We start from the raw sequence: 23,647 nt of genomic DNA, 5'->3' as shown, positions 1-23,647 counted from the left end.
ACTTTAAAAAGTCAAAATTTATTTAGAATAATTGGAAACGTTACCTCAGCTTATTAGCTAGAAATAACTGTGTAATTATGCTAATTTAGACTATGAATTAATAAAGGTAAGGAAGGAAAATTATGTCTGAAAAAAATAGTGGCTTGACTCAAGCCCAAGCAGATAAGCTCCTCAAACAAAATGGGTTAAATGAAGTTCCTGAACCACAATTTAACTTTTTCAAAGAATTTTTATCTAAGCTATGGAACTTGTCAGCCTGGATTTTGGAAGCTGCCTTAATTCTAGAATGTATTCTAGGTAAATGGATTCAATCATTATTTGTTTTGTTAATGCTTTTGTTTGCAGCATGGAATGGTGCTTCTAAGAAAAAGCAATCCCGCCGCGTTTTAAACAATATTTCACATAAACTGACACCTAAAGTTTCAGTTGAGCGTGATGGTAAATGGCAAAATATTGATTCAAAGTATTTAGTCACTGGTGATTTAATCAGCATTCAGGCTGGTGATGTTTTAGCAGCTGACGTTAAAATTATTAGTGGCCAAGTTTCATTTGACGAGAGTTCAATTACTGGTGAAGCTAAAACTGTTAGAAAAGGGCAAGACGACACTGGCTTTGCCGGTACAACAGTGATTGAGGGCAACGGTTTAGCTATCGTAACTGCCACCGGTGCTAATTCCCGTTCTGGTAAAACAATTAACCTGATCAATAATTCTGCTGCCCCCGGTCACTTACAACAATTACTTACTAAAATTATTTATTATCTTTGTATATTAGATGGTATCTTAACACTAGTTATTGTCATTGCCTCCTTCTTCAAGGGTGGCGATTTGAATAACTTAATTAACATGTTGCCATTCTTGGCTATGATGTTTATTGCATCAATTCCTGTGGCAATGCCATCCACTTTTGCCCTCTCAAACTCGTTTGAAGCAACTCGGCTGAGTAAAGAAGGCGTATTAACTTCTGATTTAACGGGAATTCAAGACGCAGCCAATTTGAACTTATTGTTACTTGATAAAACGGGAACAATTACCGAAAACAAAACGGCTGTCTCTAACTGGACTAATTTTAGTAATCTAGACGATAAAACCGTTTTAGAGCTTGCTTCTGCAGCTACAGATCAAAGAAATAAAAAAATTATTGACAATGCAATCGATGATTATGTCTCTAAATTAGGTTTAACTATTAGGACAAGCGACAATTTTACTCCCTTTACATCTGGCACAGGTTATTCAATGGCCGAAATTGATGGCCATAACGTTAAACTTGGTTCTTTTAAGCAGCTGTCCCTAATCGACAAAGCTGCCAATGACAAGATTAAGGAAATTGACTTTGGCGCCGGTCGTTCGGTAGCCCTTTTAATTGATGACAAATTAGCTGGCGTTTTTATTCTTCAAGATCAAGTACGGTCTGATTCCAAACAAGCATTGGCAGAATTGAAAAAGCGCGGCGTTTTACCAATTATGTTAACTGGTGATAACCAAAAAACAGCCGAAGCTGTAGCTCGCGAGGTCGACCTTAAAGGAGAAGTTATTTCAATCCACGACTTCAATGATCAAACTGATACTAGCAAATTAGCCGGTATTGCGGATGTTTTACCAGAAGATAAGTTAAAAATGGTGAAATTTTTCCAACAAAAAGGCTATATTGTCGGTATGACTGGTGATGGTGTCAATGACTCCCCTGCTCTGCGTCAAGCAGAAGTTGGTATCGCTGTATCAAACGCAGCCGATGTTGCTAAACGTTCTGGTAAGATGGTTTTACTTAACGATGGTCTCACTTCAATTGTCAAAATTTTAGATGCTGGCCACCGGGTTTATCAAAGAATGACTACCTGGTCATTAACTAAATTAGCCAGAACCGCTCAATTAACAATGCTATTAACCTTTGGCTACCTTTTCTTTGACTATATCCCAATGGCACTAAACGCAATGGTCATTTACACCATCATGAATAATATGGTGACGATGATGATTGGAACCGACAGAACACATATTACTTATCAGCCTGAAAATTGGAACATGGCCAAATTAGCTAAAATAGCCTTTTCGCTAGCTTCTGGCTGGACGATAGTTGGTATTATCGCTATTGCTTACCTTAATACTCATGGTTGGAGCCACGGAACAATTTCAACGATGGTCTATGTCTACCTTGTTTTAAGTGCAATGTTTATTATTATGATTACCAGAACAAAACGCTATTTCTGGCAAGACTATCCTTCTAAAGCGGTTGGACTAACTCAATTAGGAGATATTATCTTAACGATCATCTTGGCAATATTCGGAATTGCAATGACTAAAATTAGTTGGATGAATTTACTGTTAGTCTTTATCGTGGCACTACTTGCCGCAATCGTAATTGACTTGTTCTACCAGCCGATTATGAAAAATAGATAGCTTTTACAATACTGCTAAAGCTGGATCCCTTCATCTAGGGATCCAGTTTTTTGGTTTAATTAATTATCATTGAATCAATATCTCTTATTTTAAAAAAACACTTAGATTCTTTTAGCAAGATGTATTAAATAAGTCAAAAGATAAAGCATAACCTCAATTGTTGCAATAAAAAAGGTCACAGGCCAATTAGTAATAAAACCCAAGATGAGCCCCAACCACACACCAACTAAGGCGACGCAAACGGAAATGATAATCATTGCTGGGATTGTTTTTCCTAAATAGCAGGCAGTTGCAGGTGGTAACGTAAGCAAGATAAAAACCAATAAAGAACCGACTATTTGTGAACCGATGGCCACCGAGATAGCCAGTGCAAACAAGAAAACGAGATTGACCAAGCTCGTATGAACATTATGAGCAAGTGCACCAATGTGATCAAATGAATCAAAATTTAGATTTTTTTGGAATAATAAGATCAGTAGTAAAACAACCAGCGATAGAAGAACTAATTCTGTTACGCCTTGCCTATCAACACCAATAATATTTCCAAATAAGATATTTGTAGCATAACTGCTATTAGAACCAGAAATAGCTAAAAATAGAACACCTAGCCCGACAAAAAGCGCCGAAACAGCACTAATTGAAGATTCCTTTTGTTCACTGTGCACTGATAACTCACCAACACATAGCGAGCCCAAAACTGTAAATAACAGCATCCCCCATAATGGCGCAATCCCCAAATAAATGGCGAAAGCCGCACCAGCAAAGCCAATTTCTGACAATGTATGAGCGAGAAAAGCATAACTGCGTGCAATTACATAGACCCCAACAACGCCACAAGTAATTGCAATGAAGGTACTAGCTAAGAAGGCGTAGCGCATAAAATCATATTGAAACATTATTCAAAAGTCTCCTTAAAATCCTTCATTTTTCCCTGAGTAATCTTACCGTCATTGAGGTAGAGATAATTATTCATATACTTTTTAGTTAAGGGAATATCATGTGATACGAATAAAATTGTCATTTGATATTTTTCATTTAAGTGCTTAATTAAGTCCATTAGTTCATTTTTGGCGACCGGATCTAGGCTGGCCGTAGCTTCATCTAGAATAATCATATTTGGTTGGTCTAGTAATGTTTGTGCCAGATATGCTCGTTGTTTCTGACCGCCTGAAGCCTCCCCCATTCGAACTGACTGAATATCTTGTAAATGCATTTGCTCTATTTGCCAGTTAAGCGCATTTTTAACCCTGGCTGTTTTAAAAAAAGGGGTATTTAACGCAATAAAAGAGCGAATTGAAAGTGGGTATTCTTTGTCAATGTTTCTAAACTGTGGCGTATAGCCTAGTTTGACATTCGACGAAAACTGAAATTTACCACTTGTCGGGGGAAGCATTCCCATTAAGATTTTGATTAGCGTCGTTTTCCCTGTCCCATTTGGTCCAATTAAAGCAGTAGTTGAACCATCTTTAAGAGAGAAACTGATATTTTTAAAAATAGTTTTGTGGTTGAACTTTAATGTTAGGTTACTTACTTTAAGCGCCATTTGAATGAGCCTCCATTTCTAATAAAAATAGGACTAAGCAAACTGTCTGCCTAGTCCTATCTCTGAGTTTTTAGATGTAACCTTTACCTAGTTTGACTTTTTAACAATTTTTTTGCGATTTAGTATTTATAAAATTATTCGTTGAATTGTTAACTAGCAAGATCAAGTTTATTAAAAGCTAATCAGTGAGATTCTCCATGCTTAATTTCTTATTTGATTGATTAGCTTAGGAAATTTTTCTTATCTTTCGTCACTACCGTAGCGTTCTTTCGTAATTTCATCCAAAGATTTTCCGCGAGTAGCAGGTGTCCAAATAGTTCCAATCGCTAAAGAAATGATTAGGAATACAATCATTAAGCTACCCGCTGCTTTAAATCCCATCCCGGTAAGAATAGCCGGAAAAATGATTGACCAGATGCCAGCACTGCCACGAACAGCAAAGAACATAAAGCCTTGAGCACCTGCACGATATTTAGTCGGAAACAATTCCGTAGCCCACAAAGCGTACCAGGCTTGAGCACCTATTCCCGCAGAAATACCCCAGAGAACAACAAAGGTTATCAGTGCCGGCCAGCCCATACCGATATAAGTTAAAATAATCCAGGAAATTAAGGCCATTGCCGCACCAGTAAAGAAGAATACCCGATGATTCCATTTATCACCGTTAAGTACAAAACCAAAGTAACCGGATAAAGCAGTAAATGCCCATAATAATGCTTGTAAAATGTTTGCCTGCATATTGCTTAAATTACCGACTGTTTCATAAACATACGGCATAAAGAAGCCCATTGCTCCAGAAACTAAATTCCAGAACAGGTAAACCCCGATTAAAAATAGAATTGATTTTACACTCACGTTATTTGAAAATAGGTCCTTGTATGGATGGGGTTTTTCACCACTTTCTTGTTCATGCTTCTTTTGCTCCAGCCATTGTTCTGATTCGTCCAGTCTTTTTTGAAGAAGCCAGGCAATAAAAGCAATGACTGTTAAAAGCAAGAACAAAATGCGGTTACCATTAACACCTAATGGTGAAAGTAATGTACCACAAACAAAAATAACTACTGGTCCCAGTGACCAGACAAATTGGGAGATACCAATATTTTTTGCTCGATTGTTATCAGCAGAAGTTTCTGAGATGTAGGTCCAGGATGCTGGAACACCAGCACCTACAGCTATCCCATTAATTAAAAAACCAGTCAATAACATTGGAAAATTGACCGAACACGCAATAATAGTCGTTCCCAGCATGTAAACGAGCATATCATATGTATAAACAATTTTTCTACCATATTTATCTGATAGGTGCCCGCCAATTAATGCTCCAATTGCTGCACCAAAGGCATTGGCGCTAAGTGCTCCAAGCCAGCCTACTTGTAGACTGTTCAATTTCAAATATTTTGTCCAAAGTGTTAGCCCGCTAGCTCCGGCAACAATACTTCCTGAATCAAGGAAGTTAGTCAGAGACACTGCCCAAGTCGAGCTATTACTTTTACTTGTCATAATTTACGCCTCTTATTTCTAATTATGCTATTGAGAAGGATCCTTAACTCATATCTTACATCTATATTTATACTTGTTATTGTAATCGCTTACAATAACATAGAAGTGGAGATTTAGTAACATATTGATAGGTCGTAAATTTGGTAAAAGATGAGTAATAGTATTTAACAAGATTCGCACCTACCACCAATAACCCATTTTTAGACTATATAAGCGCTATAAAATAGCCAACTAGCTAGAATAATTGAAAAACCGAAGGTAATCCAAGCAACCAATCTTAGCGATAAAAACTTAATACTATATTGTCCAAGATAGCCGCCAATAAAAAGCCCTATTGCCAGCAAGATTGCCATTTTCCAATTAACGCTAGCCCCAAAAATAAAAACAAGCAGAGCAACTAAATTGGCTATAGCGCCAACAATGTCTTTCATAGCATTTATGGTAAAAAATTCATCGTCAGATAAGTAATTAATACATATTAAATGTAAAACGCCCGCTGCTGCACCAAAATAGCCTGAATAGATCCCACCTAAAAACAAACCCACATATGCAGCAACTATTCCCTTCCTGCTTTTTCTCCTATGTTTATTCTTTTTAGCTTTTTTACCACCTGAAAGCATTAAACCTAGTGAAGAGAATAAAACTAAAAAAGGAACAACTTTTTCAAAGACTTTACCGGGAAATGCGATTAATAGCAGGCCACCAATAACAGCACCAGACAAGAGAAACAAACAATATTTGCCAAATTCTAGCCAATGTCCCTTCATCTTTTTAGCTGAAGCAAGCAATACTCCTGGACCGGTAAAAATCAGTGCCGCTGTATTTGTAATATTGGCAGCAACTGGTGAGCAGCCAGCAATTAACAAAGCAGGATAAGATACTAAAGACGCCATGCTAGCCACGGCCGAGACAATGCCCGCTAGAATTCCTGCAAAAATTAAAAACGCTGCTTCACTAATTAAAAACACTAATATCACCTATCCAATATCTAATTATCAACATGACTTTAAATAAACTCAAGATTTGCCAGTATGGCCATAAACTGACATGTAAGAATTTTGACAGCTAGCAACCTACTTTTTTGGCCAACTAGCATACCTAACCCTGATATTGATATTTATACACTCTAATGTAAGGGGTCACAATGACAAAATTTGTGACTTGATGTAACATATTGATAGGTATACAAAAGGTTAAAAATGATAGATTTTCCGTCGAGCTTAAATTTAATCATAAAATATAATTAGAATAGCAAAAATTTGATATTGCTAGTAGCTTATTGTGGGGGCGTATTCATGGATTCTACAATTCTAGCAGAGTTTTACAAGTTAAGTGATATTGAAAAAAAGCAGCTGCAAGACCAGCAATTTCATTCTGATTTTGATACAAAATCAATTTTGAAAAAGAAGTCAGTCTATAAAATACCTGTCTTTACTGAAGACTTTTTTAAAAATCAAAATATTTATATTTCCAAGCATAATCGGTTTGCGGCATATCCAACGCACACGCACACATTTCTTGAAATGAACTACATGTTGGCTGGACATGCTATCGAGCATATCGGAAAAAGAGACATTCAATTAAATCAAGGCAATATCTTAATTTTAGATGTGGGAACAACCCACTCAATTGAAGCTCTCAGTGCAAATGATATTATGATCAATATTATTTTTAGAAATAACATTGAGTTTTCTTTATCAAGCATTCAGAAATTAGGGCAATATAATAGTATTATTTATAAATTTTTACCAGCGGATGACCATTTAAACAAGTATTTGATATATCAAAGTTATCATACAAAAGGACCAGTTCAGGTGATAGCTGATGCAATTATTGAGGAATACTTTCATCCACAAAAGTTCTCGAAAATGTTGATTGACAGTTACTTACGGTCTTTCCTTATTCTTTTATCCAGAAATACCAATCTGTATTCTGATGACACCATTCAAAAGCAAATTCCCAACTTAGTTTTATACATGCTTAAGGAAATTACTAAAAATCCGAGAGATTGCAATTTAAATAAACTGGCTGAAGAGTCTAGTTATAACCGCGCATATTTAGGGAGCCTATTTAAAAAATCTACTGGCCTGTCTTTTTCCGAAGCATTAACAGACCAGCGATTGCTTGATGCTTATAATATGCTAATATCAACTAAAATGCCTATTTCGGAAATAACCGAGCAAGTAGGAATCAGTAATAAAACATTCTTTTATAATAAATTTAAAAAGAAATTTCACGAATTACCAAATGATGTAAGAGCCGAATTCAAATAAAAAAGCCTGATCCAGAATTATTTTCTGGGTCAGGTTTTACTTAAAGAATATCAATGTTATATATCTTTTAAGGTGTTTTTGTGAAAAAGTATAAATAAAAAATAGTGAGCTATTGACAAGAATGTCAATTTTTAAAACAAAAAGTCTTTACTGGGTGACTATAGCACCACCCCCTTTCAGGTTAGTTAGCCTCAAGGTTTGAGTAAAAAATAATTTTTATAACACTAAATAAATGCTGTAAACAATAAAAGATCAAAAGAGAGATCTTTTCCTTTTAAAAACAGTTATTTCTTCAGCTCATAAACATAGGAAGTTTCGTCTGGACGGTATGCACCATGCAGCTTACCAACTTGAGTAAAGCCCATTTTATTAATCAAATGTTGCATAGCCTTATTATCTTCGTGCGTATCGATTCGAATCGAATCAACCTTATCGCTTTGCCTAATCTTGTTAATCACGGAATTCAATAGTTGAGTCGCATAACCCTTACCAGCATGCTCAGATTTAATTGCAACACGGTGAATAACAACATAATTATCTGTATCGCAAAGCCACTTACCATTTAAATTATCATATACATGGTCAGGCCCATCCACAATGGCAATTGCACCAACTGTCTCATGATCATCTGAGACAGCTAAATATGCCCAGCCATTCTTGATATCTTCCTTAATCTGATCATGCGAAGGATAATCACCCTGCCATTGATCTACACCATGTTCTGCTAACTGATTAGCACCGTCTTTCAAAATAGTTATGATTTGGTCGAAGTCGGCCATTGTTGCTTTTCTTAATTGCAAAATTCTTATTCTCCTTTTTTGAAATACCGCACCATTATATATATTGAAGTTGCAGTTGTAAAAAATTTTGACTCCTATTTAGGAGAAATTTTGCAAAGCTAAAAAGTTTTTAATTTATCCACTTTATTTATGTCACAATGCCTGTTATATCAACATATCAATGATGCCAAAAATTAAAAATATGTTTGAATTTTACACTAAAAACCTATAAGCCTAGTACCCGATTTTATTAGCGGAAGAATTTGCCTTCTCATTCAAAACTAAAAAGCCATTTAATTACTGAATCTAGCAATTAAATGGCTCTATTCTCATATTAGCATATAAAAGATAAGCAACTTAAAATAAAAACCAATGCTAAAAGCATTGGTTTTAATAATGGGGTTAAGCACCGTGATATTGGACAAGTGAGAAAACATCTAAATCTGGCAGTTTCTCTCTTCCCTTTAAATCTGGTAATTCAACGTAAAAGGCAGCCCCCACAAGTTCACCACCTAGATTTTCAATCAACTGCTTGCATGCACGAAGCGTCCCAGCAGTTGCAAGTAGGTCATCACAGATAACTACACGTTGACCTGGTTTAATTGCATCCTTATGCATTTCGAGACTATTTGAGCCATATTCTAAATCATAAGAAGCACGTTCAACTTCTCGAGGAAGCTTATGAGGCTTTCTAGCGGGAATAAAACCAATTCCTAATTCAGTTGCCACCGGACAACCAACAATAAAACCGCGAGCTTCAGGACCAACAATTACGTCCGCCCTTCTTTTCTTAGCATAATTTGCTAATTCATGTGTGGCTTCTTGAAACAACTTTCCATCTTGCAAGATAGGAGTTATATCCCTAAATACTATCCCTTCATTAGGAAAGTCCTTAACACTTGCAATGTGTTTTTCAAAAATGTTTGCCATAAGAAGAAAAACCTCCAAAACTTCATTTGCTTTTCTAAAGCTTCTTTTGACCTTCCTATTCTAGCAGACTTTCTAATTAAAAGCATTAAAAGCCCTAAAAGTTAATGTAGTTTTAATTGCTCATTCACGTACATTAAGAGCTTGGAACTCGCCATTTTTCTAAGCTGTTGTACAAAATTAATTTGTGAACGAGTTGCACTAAAATATTTTGAAGCCGTAAGCGGCTGCTTGAGTGGATTCTTGATGCCGTAAATTTTATCTTGATCCATTTTGATAAACTTTAGTTCAAAGAAAACGCGGAGAATAAATAAAATACTGTTATAATCCAAGCCTAGATATGGGGCTACTTGCCGGTAGTCCTCTGCAGCCAAGCCCGGGTGTTGGTACACATACTTCAGTACTTGTTCAAATGCACTTTTAGCCGGAATATTTTCAACTGGCAATTGATCTAGTAAGAAACGCAAATATAGCTGGCCAAAATGATTATTCAGTGCCAAATCAAATTCATTTTGATTATGGGGCACATCTAAAAATACAGCTACTTCACCCTCATCATCATATTCATTGACCAAAGTAATCTTAGACGGATCCAGATCATAACGATTGGCTGCTACTGCTTTATTTTTTTCATCAAACAATAAATATTTATCCGCAAATCCCATAACATACTTTTCTTGCCGAAGGTCGACTACATCTTGAGCCACACTTAATTGCGGAGCTGCAAAAACTATTCCTTTCATTATTCCTTGCAGCTTAACTTGTTTGCGGTAGCAATTTTCTCCTAATTGAATGAAGAGCTGATCGATATATGGCAAGAGGGTTCTCGTAAGGTACTTCTTATTAAAACCAACGACTTCAAGCTTAGTGTTATCTTTTGCAACTGTTAGTTTAATATGATTCTTGTCTTTGCCCATGAAGAAACAACTGCATATTTCTGGGTGGCTAATACTAAATATTGGTTCTTCATTATCTGTCCCGAATGGTCCAACCCTTTTGATTTCAGCCATCGTCTTTGTACTTAGCCCGCTAAATGGCAATTCAAAATCATAATATTCAGTCATTGAGCTTGCCGGTGTTTGATAGCTTTTTTCAAAAGACTGTCGTAAATCATCGACTTTACTTTCTTCCATCGAAAGACCGCAAGCAAAATCATGTCCACCAAATTTTAGAAATAGTTCTTTTTTCATGGGGTCAAGTGCTTCAAAGAGATTAAAACCCGCAATCGATCTACCCGAGCCTTTGACAATGCCAGCATCATTCTTTGTTAAGACAATTGTTGGCTTGCGAACATGCTCCACAATTTTGTTGGCAACTAACCCAAGAACACCCTCATGAAAGTTGGGATCATAAATAACTAGTGTTTTTTTAGTTTGCCAACTGTTAGTTTTAATTTGCTCTAAACAGCTCTTAAATACTTGTTCAGTTAATTCCTTTCGTTGATCATTTAATTTCTCAACTCGATCGGCAATTTCTTGGGCTTCTTCTTCACTTTCACTCAAAAGTAAATCAACTGCTAACTCGGCATTGTCAAGCCGTCCAACGGCATTTAAACGTGGTGCAATATTAAAGCCAATATCGGTTTCATTAATTTGGCCAAAACTAAGTCCAGCATTTTTGATTAAACAGCGCAAACCGAGTCTTTCGGTCTGATTAATTACCCTTAATCCCTGCTTAACAATGATATGGCCTTCACCGGAAACCTTAACCATATCACCAATTGTTCCAATCATCGCCAAATCTAGCAGTTCAGTCATTGAATCCTGCATTAACTCACGGCAAATAGTGTATGCAACACCTGCACCGCAATAATCATCAAAAGGATAAGACTGTCCAGGATAATTACAGTGAACGATGGCATAGCTATCCGGCACTTCTTCCTGAATTTTATGGTGATCGGTAATAATTGTATCAACCCCGTGTTCTTTGGCATAAGCCACTTCATTTACACCAGTTATACCATTGTCAACCGTAATAATCAGTTTGGTACCATCAGCAACAATCTTCTGGTAGGCTGCCATATTTGGGCCATAACCATCCCGAAAACGGTCGGGAATATAAAAATGAACATCTGCCCCCAGAATTGTCAAAGTTTCCATCATAATACTAGTTGCAGTTATTCCATCTGCATCGTAGTCGCCATAAATAGTTATTTTTTCACCATTATCAATCGCCAGATTAATTCTTTCGACAGACTTAGTCATGTCATGCATTAAAGTTGGCTCTGCTAAGTCCTCTTCAGTCGCATTAAACCAAAAGTCCAACTGCTCATCAGTATTAAGATTACGCTGAGCAAGTAATTTTGCCTCAATCTCACTAAGTTGATATTTTTCAATTAATTCGGGAGCTAACTCTTTACTAGAGCGCTGTTTCCAATCTATCATTTAAATAATTAGCCTTTTTCCAATCAGAAGAAAATCAGGCAGTTTAATTAACCGCCTGACAAAAGTTATTTCAAATCATCATCGTTCATACGGAGAACTGCCATGAAAGCATCTTGTGGTACTTCAACACGACCAACTGCTTTCATCCGTTTTTTACCACGTTTTTGCTTTTCAAGTAATTTAGCCCGGCGGTCTGGGTCACCAGTATGGATTTTCCAGGTAACATCCTTCCGGTATGGCTTGACTGTAGCTCGAGAAATGATTTTTGCACCAATCGCTCCTTGAATATCAACTTCAAAGTTTTGCCGCGGAATTAACTTCTTCAATAAAGAAGTCATTTGTCTAGCACGATTTTGTGCTTCATCGCGATGTGCAATAAAGCTCAATGCATCAATCACTTGTTTATTCAGCAAAATATCAATTTTAACTAAATCAGTAGCGCGATACCCAGTTATTTCATAATCAAGTGAAGCATATCCTTTAGTTGACGACTTCAAATCATCAAAAAAGTCATAGATAATTTCCGCAAGCGGCATATTATAAATCACGTTAACGCGGTATTTATCTAGATAATCCATGGTTACAAAGTCGCCGCGTTTACGCTGACACAGTTCCATGACCGGACCGACAAAGTCATTTGGAACCATGACCTCGGCTTTGACATAAGGCTCTTGAACTTCTTTATATTCACCGGCTGAAGGAAGATCAGATGGATTATCAATTACCTTAGTCGAACCATCATTCATAATTGCATGATAATCAACCGAAGGAGCAGTCATAATTAAATCAAGGTTAAATTCTTGCTCAAGTCGCTCCTGGACAACGTCCATATGTAAAAGACCTAAGAAACCACAACGGAAACCGAATCCCAATGCCGTAGAAGTTTCAGGTTCAAATTCCAACGCAGCATCATTTAACTGCAGCTTTTGTAATGCTTCTTTTAAATCATCATATTTAGAATTATCAACTGGGTACATTCCTGAATATACCATTGGTGGAATCTGGCGATAACCAGGTAATGGTTCAGCCGTTGGCTTTTCAGCAGAAGTGATTGTATCACCTACTCGAGTCTCACGGACAGATTTAATATTAGCGGTTAAATAACCGACATCTCCCGCAATTAAAATATCCTTCTTCACAGGGTGAGGACTCGAAACACCGACTTCAGTAACCTCGTATTCTTTACCTGTGTTCATAATTTTGATGTGATCACCAGGCTTGACCGTTCCCTCTTTAATCCGCACAGATAATACTACACCACGATAATCATCATATTTTGAATCGAAAATAAGCGCTTTAAGTGGATTAGTCAGAGAACCATCTGGTGCCGGAATATCTTGAACTATTTGTTCAAGTAAATTGGCAATACCTTGGCCAGTTTTTCCAGATACTTCGGCTGCATTGCTTGCATCAATTCCAAGCATCTCAGTAATTTCTTCTTTTGCTTGGTCAGGATTGGCTGAAGGTAAATCAATTTTATTAATGACTGGTAGAATTTCAAGGTCATCGTCAATAGCCAAATAGGTGTTAGCCAAAGTTTGAGCCTGAACACCTTGGGACGCATCAACAACCAACAAGGCTCCTTCGCAAGCTGCAAGCGAACGAGAAACTTCATACGAAAAGTCCACGTGTCCTGGTGTATCGATTAGATGAAAAATGTAATCTTCTCCATCCTGAGCATGATATTTTATTTCAACAGAGTTCATTTTAATGGTAATTCCCCGCTGACGCTCAAGTGGCATGTCATCAAGCATTTGGTTTTTTAATTGGCGTTCTGAAACAGTATCCGTCAATTCTAAAATCCGATCGGCAATTGTGGATTTACCATGGTCAATATGCGCTACAATTGAAAAGTTACGAATATGTTTTTGATAATCTTGTAGTTTTTTAATATCCATATGTTATTTGCACCCTTTTTTCTATCTTTATTATTATAGCAAATTCACCGTTAGGGATAAAATTTTTGGTAAAACATTATTTTTACCCACAAAAAAGACATTAAGTTCAGAACTTAATGTCTTTTTGTTATTATTGCAATTTCTCTTTTAGTCTTTCAAAAAAGCCTTTTTCTTGGGGAGTGATTGAGCCGCCACCAGCTTTAACAAAGTCCACTAAAGCTTGCTTTTGCTTTTCGTTGATCGTTTTTGGAATCTGGACTTGAATAGTAGTAACCTGATCACCATTGCCATTACCGCGAAGGTAAGGAACACCTTCACCACGGATAGTGAATTTCTTATTCGGTTGTGTTCCTGCTGGTATCTTTAACTTCTTATCACCATGGACCGTCTTAACCGTAATTTCATCACCAAGAGTAGCCTGAGCAAATGAGATTGGTACGGTAGTATAAATTGTGTTCCCACTACGCTCAAATTCTTTAGATGGCTTAATTCGGTAGCTTATGTACAAATCACCATAAGGTCCACCATTTTTACCTGCTTCACCTTGACCTTCATAACGGAGTTGTTGACCATTATCAATTCCGGCTGGAATATTAACCTCAATGGTATTTTTACCGTCTACAACGCCATTACCATGACAAGTCTTACATGGATGCTCAATGATGACACCCCGACCATGACATTTATCACAGGTAGTTTGCCGCCGAATTACACCAATCATTGACTTTTGGCTAACGGTCATTATTCCCGTACCACCACATTTGTCACAGGTAACAGGTTGAGTACCCTTTTCAGCACCGTTACCCTTGCAAGTTGGACAAGTTTCACTGCGAGTATAAGAAACTTGTGTTTTCTTGCCATTAATCGCATCCATAAAGTCAATTGTTAACGTATAATCAAGATCTTCTCCACGAGTTGGTGCTTTCGGATCAACATGACGTGACGAAGCCCCAGCACCACCAAAGAAATCATTAAAAATATCGCCGAAATCGCCAAAGCCACCGAAGTCGCCATATCCTTGGCCGGCTCCACCGCCAAAGCCGCCCTGACCATTTACGCCAGCAGAACCAAATTGGTCATATTGTGCCCGCTTTTGCTGGTCATGTAAAACTTCATATGCTTCGTTAATTTTTTTATATTTTTCTTCTGCACCAGGTTCATGATTGATATCTGGATGATACTTTTTAGCTAGTTTACGGTAAGCAGAGTTAATTTCTTTATCACTGGCATTCCGATCAACGCCTAGCACATCATAGTAATCTTCTTGTGCCATCTAAAAGCTCCTTACTTTACAAAAGAAAAGAACTACTTATGCGGCAGTTCTTTTCTAATTTATTCAATTATAAACCCTTTATTTATCTGGGTCTACCTTATGAAATTCACCATCGCCAGCAGAGCCATTATCAGAGCCGCCATCTTGTGAACCTGGGTTTTGTGGGCCTGCCTGCGGACCAGCTTGACCTTGGGCACCTTGAGCTCCACCGTTAGCTTGGTATAATTTTACGGCTAAATCTTGAGCAACTTTTGATAATTCATCCTTCTTGGTCTTCATTTCATCCAAGTTATTATCTTTTTGTGCCTTCTTTAAAGCCTCAAGTGCATCTTTAACCTTCTTAGTATCGTCATCTGATACCTTGTCTTTGACTTCATCTAAGGTCTTTTCAGTTGAGAAGATTAATTGGTCAACCTCATTGCGAAGATCGACTTCTTCCTTCTTCTTTTTATCCTCTTCAGCATGTTCTTCAGCTTCTTTTTGCATCTTTTGAATTTCTTCATCAGATAAGCCGGAAGAACTCTTAATAGTAATCTTTTGTTCTTTTCCAGTACCCATATCCTTAGCAGATACATTAACGATACCATTCTTATCGATGTCAAATGTAACTTGGATTTGTGGTACACCACGAGGAGCAGCAGGAATGTCAGTTAACTCAAAGCGACCCAAAGTCTTGTCATCAGCTGCCATTGGCCGTTCACCTTGTAAAACATGGACATCTACTGCTGGTTGATTATCAGCTGCAGTTGAGAAAATTTGGCTCTTTGAAGTTGGAATTGTGGTGTTCTTCTCAATTAATTTAGTGAAGACGCCACCCATTGTTTCAATCCCTAATGAAAGTGGTGTAACATCAAGTAATACGACATCTTTAACGTCACCAGAGATAACCCCACCTTGAATAGCAGCACCTAAAGCTACAGCTTCATCCGGGTTGATTGAATGGTCAGGTTCCTTACCAGCCCACTTTTTAACTGCTTCTTGAACAGCAGGTATACGAGTTGAACCACCGTTTAAAATAACTTTATCAATATCGCCAACAGTTAAATCGGCATCCTTCAACGCATTATCAAATGGGATCTTGGTACGATCAACTAAATCAGCAGTCAATTCATCAAACTTAGCACGAGTTAAGTCAGCTTCAAGGTGAAGAGGACCAGACTCACCAGCAGAAATGAACGGAAGAGAAATATGAGTTGATGATACACCTGATAAATCTTTCTTAGCTTTTTCAGCAGCATCCTTTAACCGTTGTAAAGCCATCTTGTCTTTAGAAAGGTCAACGCCATTTTCATCTTTAAAGTTCTTGATAAGCCAGTCAATAATCTTATTATCAAAGTCATCCCCACCAAGGTGAGTATCACCGTTAGTCGAAAGAACTTGGAAGACGCCGTCACCTAGTTGCAATACAGAAACATCAAATGTACCACCACCAAGGTCGTAAACTAATACTTTCTCGTCTTCGGCATCTTTATCAAGACCGTAAGCAAGTGATGATGCAGTAGGCTCATTGATGATCCGTTTAACTTCTAAACCGGCAATCTTACCAGCGTCCTTAGTAGCTTGACGTTGTGCATCGTTGAAGTATGCAGGTACGGTGATAACTGCTTCCGTAACTTTTTCACCTAAATAATCTTCAGAAAACTTCTTGATGTATTGTAAAATCATGGCAGAAATTTCTTGTGGAGTATAAGACTTATCGCCAATTTTTACTTTGTAATCAGTCTCACCCATATGACGCTTAATTGATGAAATTGTGTTAGGGTTAGTGATTGCTTGTCTCTTAGCAACTTCACCTACTTGAATTTCACCATCTTTAAATGCGACAACGGATGGAGTGGTACGGTTACCTTCTGGGTTAGTAATAATCTTTGGTTCTTTACCCTCTAAAACTGCTACTGCTGAGTTAGTGGTTCCGAGGTCAATACCGATAACTTTTGACATTAATAATCTTCCTTTCAATTATTGTGCAACAACAACCATTGCTGGTCTTAGTGTACGATCTTTATATGAATATCCTTTTTGTAAAACTTGAACAACGTGATCTTTTTGTTCATCATTTTCAGCTTCTACAGTTTGTACTGCTTGATGTAAGTTAGGATCAAATTTAGCTCCCTCAGCTTCAATTTCACTGATACCATGATCCTTCATCGCCTTAATCAAAGAATCCAAAGTCATTTGGACACCCTTTTTAAGTTGTTTAGAAGCTTCATCATCTACTTTAGTATTCAAGGCACGTTCAAGGTTATCCATTGCTGGTAGAACATCCTTTGCTAAAGATTGTGATTCATACTTGATTAATTGTGCACGCTCATTATTGTAGCGATTTTGCATATTTTGCATTTCCGCTTGACTACGAAGGAATTTGTCCTCCAAGTCTTTCTTTTCTTCTTGAGCTTTGGCTAAATTTTCCGCAAGCTTTTTTTCTGCGGATTTTTGATCTTCGTGTTCGTCAGCCTTAGTATTTACTTTGCTTTTTTCATCTTTTGTAGCTTTTTCTGTTTGACTTTTATCTTTGGCCAAATCTTTTTCGCTAACATATTTTTCCTTACTCACGGCTAACCTCCTTTATTTAAACCTACCATAATATTCAAGTAGTTTCTTAGCCAATTCATTTCTAAAGTATTCCAAAAGGCCAATAACTTGTGAATATGGCATATTATTCGGGCCAAGTAAAGCAATTATGCCCTTGCCATGGGAGCCAACGCTATACTCTGCCGTAAGCAGACTATAATCTCTTAACAAATCATTTGACAATTCAGAACCCAAACTTACACGTACCGGATATTTACCACCATCTGAATTAGTCTTGTCATCAACAAAATTAGAAATCAAATCATTGTGATCAATCAATTCATATAGTGAACGCAAGCTAGAAACATCATCAAACGAACTATTATTCAATAAGTTGATTTGACCATCAACGTACATCTGCTCACTAGCAGCATCGTTAATAACATCTTCAACTAAATCAATTAGTTCACTTACATGATTACTCGTTAGCTTTTTACCCAAGGTCTGATTAAGCAAGGTAGGAGTTATCTCACTTAAAGCTTTTCCTACGAGTTCATCGTTAATCATCCGCACAGCTTTTTCTACTTCATCACCGTGAACATTATAAGGTAAGCTGTAAACTTGGCTATGGACGTTACCATCACTAGTTACCAAGATTGCCATAATTTGGCGATTAAATAACGGTACGATTCGAAAGCCAGTGATAGTTAAATCACTATTTTCGGGTCCCTCTGCAAAAGCAGTGTAATTAGTCAAGTCAGAAAGAATTTTGGCAGCTTCCTGTACAATCTCGTTGACTTGGTGAAAAGGCTGATCTAATTGACTAACAATTTTCTGGTAAACAGACGACGGGATTTGAAGAGGTTCAAGTAAATTATCTAAGTAATACCGATACCCTTCTGTAGACGGTACGCGTCCACTTGAAAGGTGTGTTTTCTCAAGTAATCCCTTGTCTTCCAAAGCAGCCATTTCATTACGAATAGTTGCACTAGAAACTTTAATTGGCAACTGATTCATGACCGTTTTAGATCCAACCGGTTCATGCGTTTGCGTAAAATCATTAATAATTGTCTTTAAAATTAATTCTTGACGTTCGGTCAACATAAAAATCGCCCTCACTTTTAGCACTCATACTTATCAGGTGCTAACAATTATTATGATACTAGTTTTTAGCAGAATGTCAAGTCGAGTGCTAAACTTTTTTATGACAAAATGCAGTTTTCTAATTAACCGGAAGAATTTATTAGTTTCTCTGGGCAAAATAAGCCTTTATTTCAGCTTCATCTTGTTTCATCTGCATTTTTAGCTCGTTCAAGTTAGCAAACTTAATCTCACCACGTGTATACTTGTACCATTTTATAACCATGTCCTCGTCATAAGCTTCTTCATTAAACCCAAATAAATTAGATTCAATAAAAATCTTCTTATTATCATTAATAGTTACATTATAGCCAACACTAGTCATTGAGTCATACCATTGACCCTTAATTTTAGTTCGGGTTGCATACACGCCAACCTTTGGCACCACTTTGTTAGTATCCCATACTAGATTAGCTGTAGGAAAGCCCAATTTATGTCCATTACGCAGACCATGACCTACTGTCCCAGACATAACATATGGCGCACCCAAAAGTTTTTTTGCTAAGTCCATCTGACCAGCAGTAATTGCCTTTTTAATTTCCGTCGAGCCAATCTTTTGACCATCATAAGATTGTTTCGGAACATCAATTATTTCAAATCTGCCTCTAGCAAATTTAGGGAAATTTTTCATATTAGCAATATCTTTGGGACCATAAGTATAATCAAAGCCAGCCACTACCGTGTCAGCACCCAGTTTGACGACAATGTTATCAACAAATTCTTGTGCAGTTAACTGGCAAAATTGCTCATTAAAATGCATGACCAATAAATAGTCGACACCAAGTTTTTGCATTTTATAGGCTTTTTCACCTAAATTATCTATATAGGTAACTTGTGAATTTTGGTAAACCTCTTTAGGATGACGGTCAAAGGTCATTACAACCAAGGGCAAGTGCTTGTCGTCTGCCTTTTTTTTGGCAATTTTAATTAACTGTTGGTGTCCGAGATGGACGCCATCAAAAAAACCAAGCGCTAAGATAATATTAGTTGGAAATAGCTTTTCGCCGATGGGGTAAGTTAAATGGATAATGTGCACGATAAATAACCTTCATTTCACCTATTCGTTTTGTAACAGCATCAAATCAGGGCGATAAACAGCATCATCCTTTTGATAGATTGCTTTAACGCTATTATTGTACCTTAATGCAACCTTTTTTGCATTCGTTTTCAAAGGAATTGAATTGCCATTTTTTACTTTTAGCCATTGACCACTAGTTAAATCGCAAGTTTCATAGTCCTTAAAAAAGGCATCAATTGGTTGAATAAAGTTGGTCACTTCATCAGGATGAGCAATAATTTGATCAAGTTTAACCGCTTGATCAATGGTAAAACCAGAACTTGCAGTCCGGCGTAATGTTTTCATCACGGCTGGAACCCCGAGCCGGGTGCCTAAGTCATTAACAAGGGATCTTACATATGTACCTTTACTACATTCAATTTGAAAATCAAATTCTTGAAAACTGGTTTTTGAATCAAATACCGGTTCAGACATAGTATCATAGGCAAAAATTTGCACTTGCCTTTTTGGCCGTTCTACTTCGATACCCTCACGAGCGTATTCATATAAATGCTTACCATTAACCCGGACAGCTGAATAAATTGGTGGTACCTGTTCAATTTGGCCAACGAATTTTTGCATTTGCTGTTCAATTTCTTCTTTTGCAATCGGATCAGTCAACTTCTGACTTTTGAGAACCTTACCACTTATATCATAGCTATCAGTAGCATAGCCTAAAATAGCTGTCCCCACATATTTCTTATTTTGCGTATGCATTAGTTCAATTAACTTGGTAGCCTGACCAATCGCTATTGGCAAAACACCAGTTACATCGGGATCCAAAGTACCAGCATGACCGATTTTCCTAATATGAAGGGCTTTGCGTAAATGGTAGACGACGTCAGCACTGGTCATGCCTTTGTCTTTATCTACCACTAAAATTCCATTTATCATTTTACCTTACCCACTAAAAAAGCGCCCAACAGCGCTTTTTGGTTAATTATTTCGATCTTCATCTTGCTTTTTAACTTCAGCAATTAGTCGATCAATTTTACTACCATATTTTACTGAATTGTCTCGCTTGAAAATTAATTCAGGCACCTTATAAACTGTTAAAATTTGACCAAGCAAATGACGCATCATGCCCTTTGCTTTTTCAAGTCCTGCAGCAGCTTCTTCTTCCTTTTTTGGATTTTCAGAAAGAATGCTGTAGTAAACAGTTGCATACGACAAATCATTAGTACATTCAACTGCAGTAATTGTAACATCGCTTACGCGTGGATCACGAATATTTTTCCGCAGAATTTTGGTTAATTCACGGAGGATCTCTCCTTCAACACGACCTACTCTGTGTTTCATGTTTTCCTCCCCGTCAAACTAGTTAGGCTTAACTTCTTGCTGTTCAACTGCTTCTAATTCATCACCAATTTTAATGTCATTATAGCCTTCAATTGTCAAACCACAGTCAAAACCTTGCTTAACAATTTTAGCATCATCCTTAAATCGCTTAAGTGAAGCAACTTTACCGTTATAAATGACCACACCGTCACGAATTAAGTTGACATCAGAATCGCGTGTGATGTAACCCGAGTCAACAAAAGCACCAGCAATAGTTCCGACTTTAGAAACTTTCCAAGTTTCACGAACTGTTAAGTTGCCGACAACCTTGTCCTCGTATGTTGGCTCAAGCATTCCTTGCATAGCCGCCTTAACATCATCAATCGCCTTGTAAATAATACTGTATAAGCGAATATCGACACCATCAGCCTCAGCTTGTGACTTAGCAGTTGCCGTTGGTCGAACATTAAAGCCGATGATGAAGGCATTGGAAGCACCAGCCAATGTGACATCAGATTCATTAACGGCACCTACGCCTGCGTGAATAATGTTAACGCGAACGCCCTCTACCTCAATCTTTTCTAGAGATTGTTGCAAAGCTTCTGTCGAACCTTGAACATCTGCCTTTAAGACAACATCGACTTCCTTCATATTCTCTTTCTTCATTGTGTCAAACAAATTATCAAGAGTAACATGAGTAACATTTTCACGTGATTGTTGTAATGCTTGTTGAGCTCTTTGCTCACCAACACTTCGAGCAGTCTTTTCATCATCAAAGACAACGATCTTATCGGCTGATTCAGGAACATCATTCAAACCAGTAATTTCAACTGGCATTGAAGGTGTTGCCTTTTCAACCTGCCGACCACGATCATTGGTCATTACCCGAACACGACCAAACCGGTTACCAACAACAATTGGATCACCAGTATGAAGAGTACCTTGTTGAACTAACAAGTCGGCAACTGGACCACGTCCACGAGACAAGCGAGCTTCAATAACCGTACCGATAGCTTTTTGTTTTGGATCAGCCTTTAATTCCATCACATCAGCTTGAAGTAAAATCATTTGCAATAATTCATCAACATTTTCACCAGTTTTGGCAGAAATATTAACAAAGATGGTATCGCCACCGTAATCTTCTGGAATAAGATTATACTTCATCAATTGCTCAGTAACATGTTGTGGGTTGGCGCCTGGAGCATCCATTTTATTGATTGCAACAATGATTGGAACTTTAGCGCTTTTAGCATGATCAATCGCTTCAATTGTTTGTGGCATTACACCGTCATCAGCAGCTACGACCAAAACAACAATATCAGTAATCTCTGCACCACGTTCACGCATATTTGAAAAGGCCGCGTGTCCAGGAGTATCCAAGAAGGTAATCAAATGATTATCAATTCTGACCTGATATGCACCAATCTTTTGCGTAATACCGCCAGCTTCATGGTCGGTAACATGAGTATGACGTAAACGATCAAGTAAAGTCGTCTTTCCGTGGTCGACGTGACCCATGATTGTTACTACAGGTGGACGCTTAATCTGATGCTTAGATTCCTTAGAGGCTTCCATTCTCTTATTGTATAAGTTATCAATATCAGACATGTCCTCATGAACTTTTTCTTCAGCATTAATTCCGTATTCAGCCGCTACTAGTTCAATTGCGTCCTTATCCAAAGATTGATTTTGATTAGTCATTACCCCAAGCATGAATAACTTTTTAACAATTTCTGCTGGTTCACGGTGAAGAATTTTACCCAAATCTTGTGCATTCATCCCAACTTCATAAACTAAAGTTTCTGGTAATGGACGCTCTTTTCTTTGAGTTGGCTGCTTTTTCGGCATTTGTTCATATTGTCGTTTCTTATTCTTGCGCTTACGCTTCTCTTGGTGCTTAGAATAAGTATTGTTGTTATTGCCAAATGCTTGATTCTTTCCTTTGCGACCTGGTTTACCATTATTACGTGAATTATGGCCATTACCACGACGCTTTTCTTCTTTGGCAGGCTCTGGAACAGAATTATTGTCGATAGCCTTTGGCCGCTCTGAAGTAGCAGTTTGGTTTTGCTTCATTCTAGCTGGCGAAGGCTTAATAATTTTAGGACCGGTCACTTTAGGAGCAGAAGTTTCAACTTTCTTTACTTTAACAACTTCTTGCTTCTTGGCACTGGTTTCTTCCTTAGTTTCTTGTGGTTTACTTGTATTATTCTTATAAGACTCACGAGCCTTTTCAGTTTGACGATTCAGCGTACTCTCTTCAACTCTCTGTTTTTGTTTTAATTGCTTCAAAAGATCTTGTGCAGCGGGTTTCTGTGTTCTTGTGGATTGTTCTCGGTTAGAACGTTGCTGTGAATGATCTTGCTCTTTGCGATTGCGGTTGTTTGAACGGTGATTATTATTGTGCCGATTGTTCTTATTACTTTTACCGTCTTCATGGTTTTTCTCATTTTTACGGATGGAAGTAACAGAAATCTTAATCTTGCTACTCTTTTTAGCAGCTTTTTCTTGCTTTTTGGCGGGAGCGGGGTTACGAAAACTACCCTTTAACTGATTCACTTGTGAATCCTCTAGTGATGACATATGATTTTTTACATCAAAGCCAAGGTCTTTCGCCTTATTGACCACATCTTTATTATCGATGCCTAAATCTTTTGCAATTTCATAGATTCTTTTCTTAGCCATCAA

Annotated in this window: 18 protein-coding genes; 2 read left to right on the top strand and 16 right to left on the bottom strand. The window is 37.5% G+C overall.

The genetic code is table 11. The annotated features are described in order from the left end of the window. Positions 1–122 precede the first annotated feature (122 nt). Entirely contained in the window at positions 123–2,396 is a 2,274-nt protein-coding gene (locus J3U69_RS02550) for an HAD-IC family P-type ATPase (protein WP_267412933.1), read from the top strand. A gap of 101 nt (positions 2,397–2,497) precedes the next feature. Here the strand turns inward: J3U69_RS02550 and J3U69_RS02545 are convergent, their stop codons facing one another. The 4 genes from J3U69_RS02545 to J3U69_RS02530 form a co-directional block, all read right to left on the bottom strand. Continuing rightward, a complete protein-coding gene (locus J3U69_RS02545) occupies positions 2,498–3,292 on the bottom strand; it encodes a metal ABC transporter permease (RefSeq protein WP_267412931.1) in 795 nt (264 codons plus the stop codon). Next, the gene (locus J3U69_RS02540) at positions 3,292–3,939 is read right to left on the bottom strand and encodes a metal ABC transporter ATP-binding protein (protein WP_267412930.1); all 648 of its coding nucleotides are present in this window, start codon (positions 3,937–3,939) and stop codon (positions 3,292–3,294) included. Before J3U69_RS02540 ends, J3U69_RS02545 begins: the two co-directional genes overlap by 1 nt. Positions 3,940–4,179: 240 nt before the next feature. Continuing rightward, positions 4,180–5,439, bottom strand: coding sequence for an MFS transporter (locus J3U69_RS02535; protein ID WP_267412928.1), 1,260 nt, complete (start codon positions 5,437–5,439; stop codon positions 4,180–4,182). A gap of 200 nt (positions 5,440–5,639) precedes the next feature. Beyond that, on the bottom strand, positions 5,640–6,407 hold the full coding sequence (locus J3U69_RS02530) for a sulfite exporter TauE/SafE family protein (RefSeq protein WP_267412926.1): 768 nt from the start codon (positions 6,405–6,407) through the stop codon (positions 5,640–5,642). A gap of 327 nt (positions 6,408–6,734) precedes the next feature. On the opposite strand from J3U69_RS02530, the gene J3U69_RS02525 reads away from it, so the two are divergent. After that, positions 6,735–7,712 (top strand): helix-turn-helix domain-containing protein, encoded by a 978-nt coding sequence (locus tag J3U69_RS02525; protein ID WP_267412925.1) that lies wholly within the window; start codon positions 6,735–6,737, stop codon positions 7,710–7,712. 284 nt (positions 7,713–7,996) lie between these two features. Here the strand turns inward: J3U69_RS02525 and J3U69_RS02520 are convergent, their stop codons facing one another. The 12 genes from J3U69_RS02520 to infB all read right to left on the bottom strand — a co-directional run bounded on the left by J3U69_RS02520 (position 7,997) and on the right by infB (position 23,644). Further along, on the bottom strand, positions 7,997–8,512 hold the full coding sequence (locus tag J3U69_RS02520; protein ID WP_220219758.1) for a GNAT family N-acetyltransferase: 516 nt from the start codon (positions 8,510–8,512) through the stop codon (positions 7,997–7,999). A 381-nt stretch (positions 8,513–8,893) separates the two neighbouring features. Further along, entirely contained in the window at positions 8,894–9,421 is a 528-nt protein-coding gene (locus J3U69_RS02515; RefSeq protein WP_103751740.1) for an adenine phosphoribosyltransferase, read from the bottom strand. Positions 9,422–9,522: 101 nt separating this feature from the next. Then, positions 9,523–11,799, bottom strand: coding sequence for a single-stranded-DNA-specific exonuclease RecJ (gene recJ / locus J3U69_RS02510; protein ID WP_267413024.1), 2,277 nt, complete (start codon positions 11,797–11,799; stop codon positions 9,523–9,525). A gap of 68 nt (positions 11,800–11,867) precedes the next feature. Beyond that, positions 11,868–13,700: a translation elongation factor 4 gene (gene lepA, locus J3U69_RS02505; RefSeq protein WP_220219760.1), complete on the bottom strand. Its 1,833-nt coding sequence runs from the start codon at positions 13,698–13,700 to the stop codon at positions 11,868–11,870. Positions 13,701–13,830: 130 nt separating this feature from the next. Continuing rightward, positions 13,831–14,973 carry a molecular chaperone DnaJ gene (gene dnaJ / locus J3U69_RS02500; protein WP_220232047.1) on the bottom strand — a complete coding sequence of 381 codons (1,143 nt, stop codon included), beginning with the start codon at positions 14,971–14,973 and terminating at the stop codon, positions 13,831–13,833. A 78-nt stretch (positions 14,974–15,051) separates the two neighbouring features. Then, positions 15,052–16,914, bottom strand: coding sequence for a molecular chaperone DnaK (dnaK, locus tag J3U69_RS02495; protein ID WP_103751743.1), 1,863 nt, complete (start codon positions 16,912–16,914; stop codon positions 15,052–15,054). Between the two features lie 18 nt (positions 16,915–16,932). After that, positions 16,933–17,526, bottom strand: coding sequence for a nucleotide exchange factor GrpE (gene grpE, locus J3U69_RS02490; RefSeq protein ID WP_267412924.1), 594 nt, complete (start codon positions 17,524–17,526; stop codon positions 16,933–16,935). A gap of 12 nt (positions 17,527–17,538) precedes the next feature. After that, positions 17,539–18,588 carry a heat-inducible transcriptional repressor HrcA gene (gene hrcA / locus J3U69_RS02485; RefSeq protein WP_103751745.1) on the bottom strand — a complete coding sequence of 350 codons (1,050 nt, stop codon included), beginning with the start codon at positions 18,586–18,588 and terminating at the stop codon, positions 17,539–17,541. A 139-nt stretch (positions 18,589–18,727) separates the two neighbouring features. Then, complete coding sequence (gene ribF, locus J3U69_RS02480; protein ID WP_267412923.1) at positions 18,728–19,660, bottom strand: riboflavin biosynthesis protein RibF; 933 nt, start codon at positions 19,658–19,660, stop codon at positions 18,728–18,730. Positions 19,661–19,681: 21 nt separating this feature from the next. Then, the gene (gene truB / locus J3U69_RS02475; RefSeq protein ID WP_267412922.1) at positions 19,682–20,575 is read right to left on the bottom strand and encodes a tRNA pseudouridine(55) synthase TruB; all 894 of its coding nucleotides are present in this window, start codon (positions 20,573–20,575) and stop codon (positions 19,682–19,684) included. A 42-nt stretch (positions 20,576–20,617) separates the two neighbouring features. After that, positions 20,618–20,980 (bottom strand): ribosome-binding factor A, encoded by a 363-nt coding sequence (locus tag J3U69_RS02470; protein ID WP_103751748.1) that lies wholly within the window; start codon positions 20,978–20,980, stop codon positions 20,618–20,620. Positions 20,981–20,998: 18 nt separating this feature from the next. Beyond that, positions 20,999–23,644 (bottom strand): translation initiation factor IF-2, encoded by a 2,646-nt coding sequence (gene infB, locus J3U69_RS02465; protein ID WP_220219768.1) that lies wholly within the window; start codon positions 23,642–23,644, stop codon positions 20,999–21,001. Positions 23,645–23,647: the final 3 nt, after the last annotated feature.

This window comes from Lactobacillus sp. B4026, from assembly GCF_026535825.1.
In the GTDB taxonomy this organism is placed as follows: domain Bacteria; phylum Bacillota; class Bacilli; order Lactobacillales; family Lactobacillaceae; genus Lactobacillus; species Lactobacillus panisapium.
Note: the sequence above shows the minus strand (reverse complement) of the source record. Positions and strands in the feature narration are given on the sequence as shown.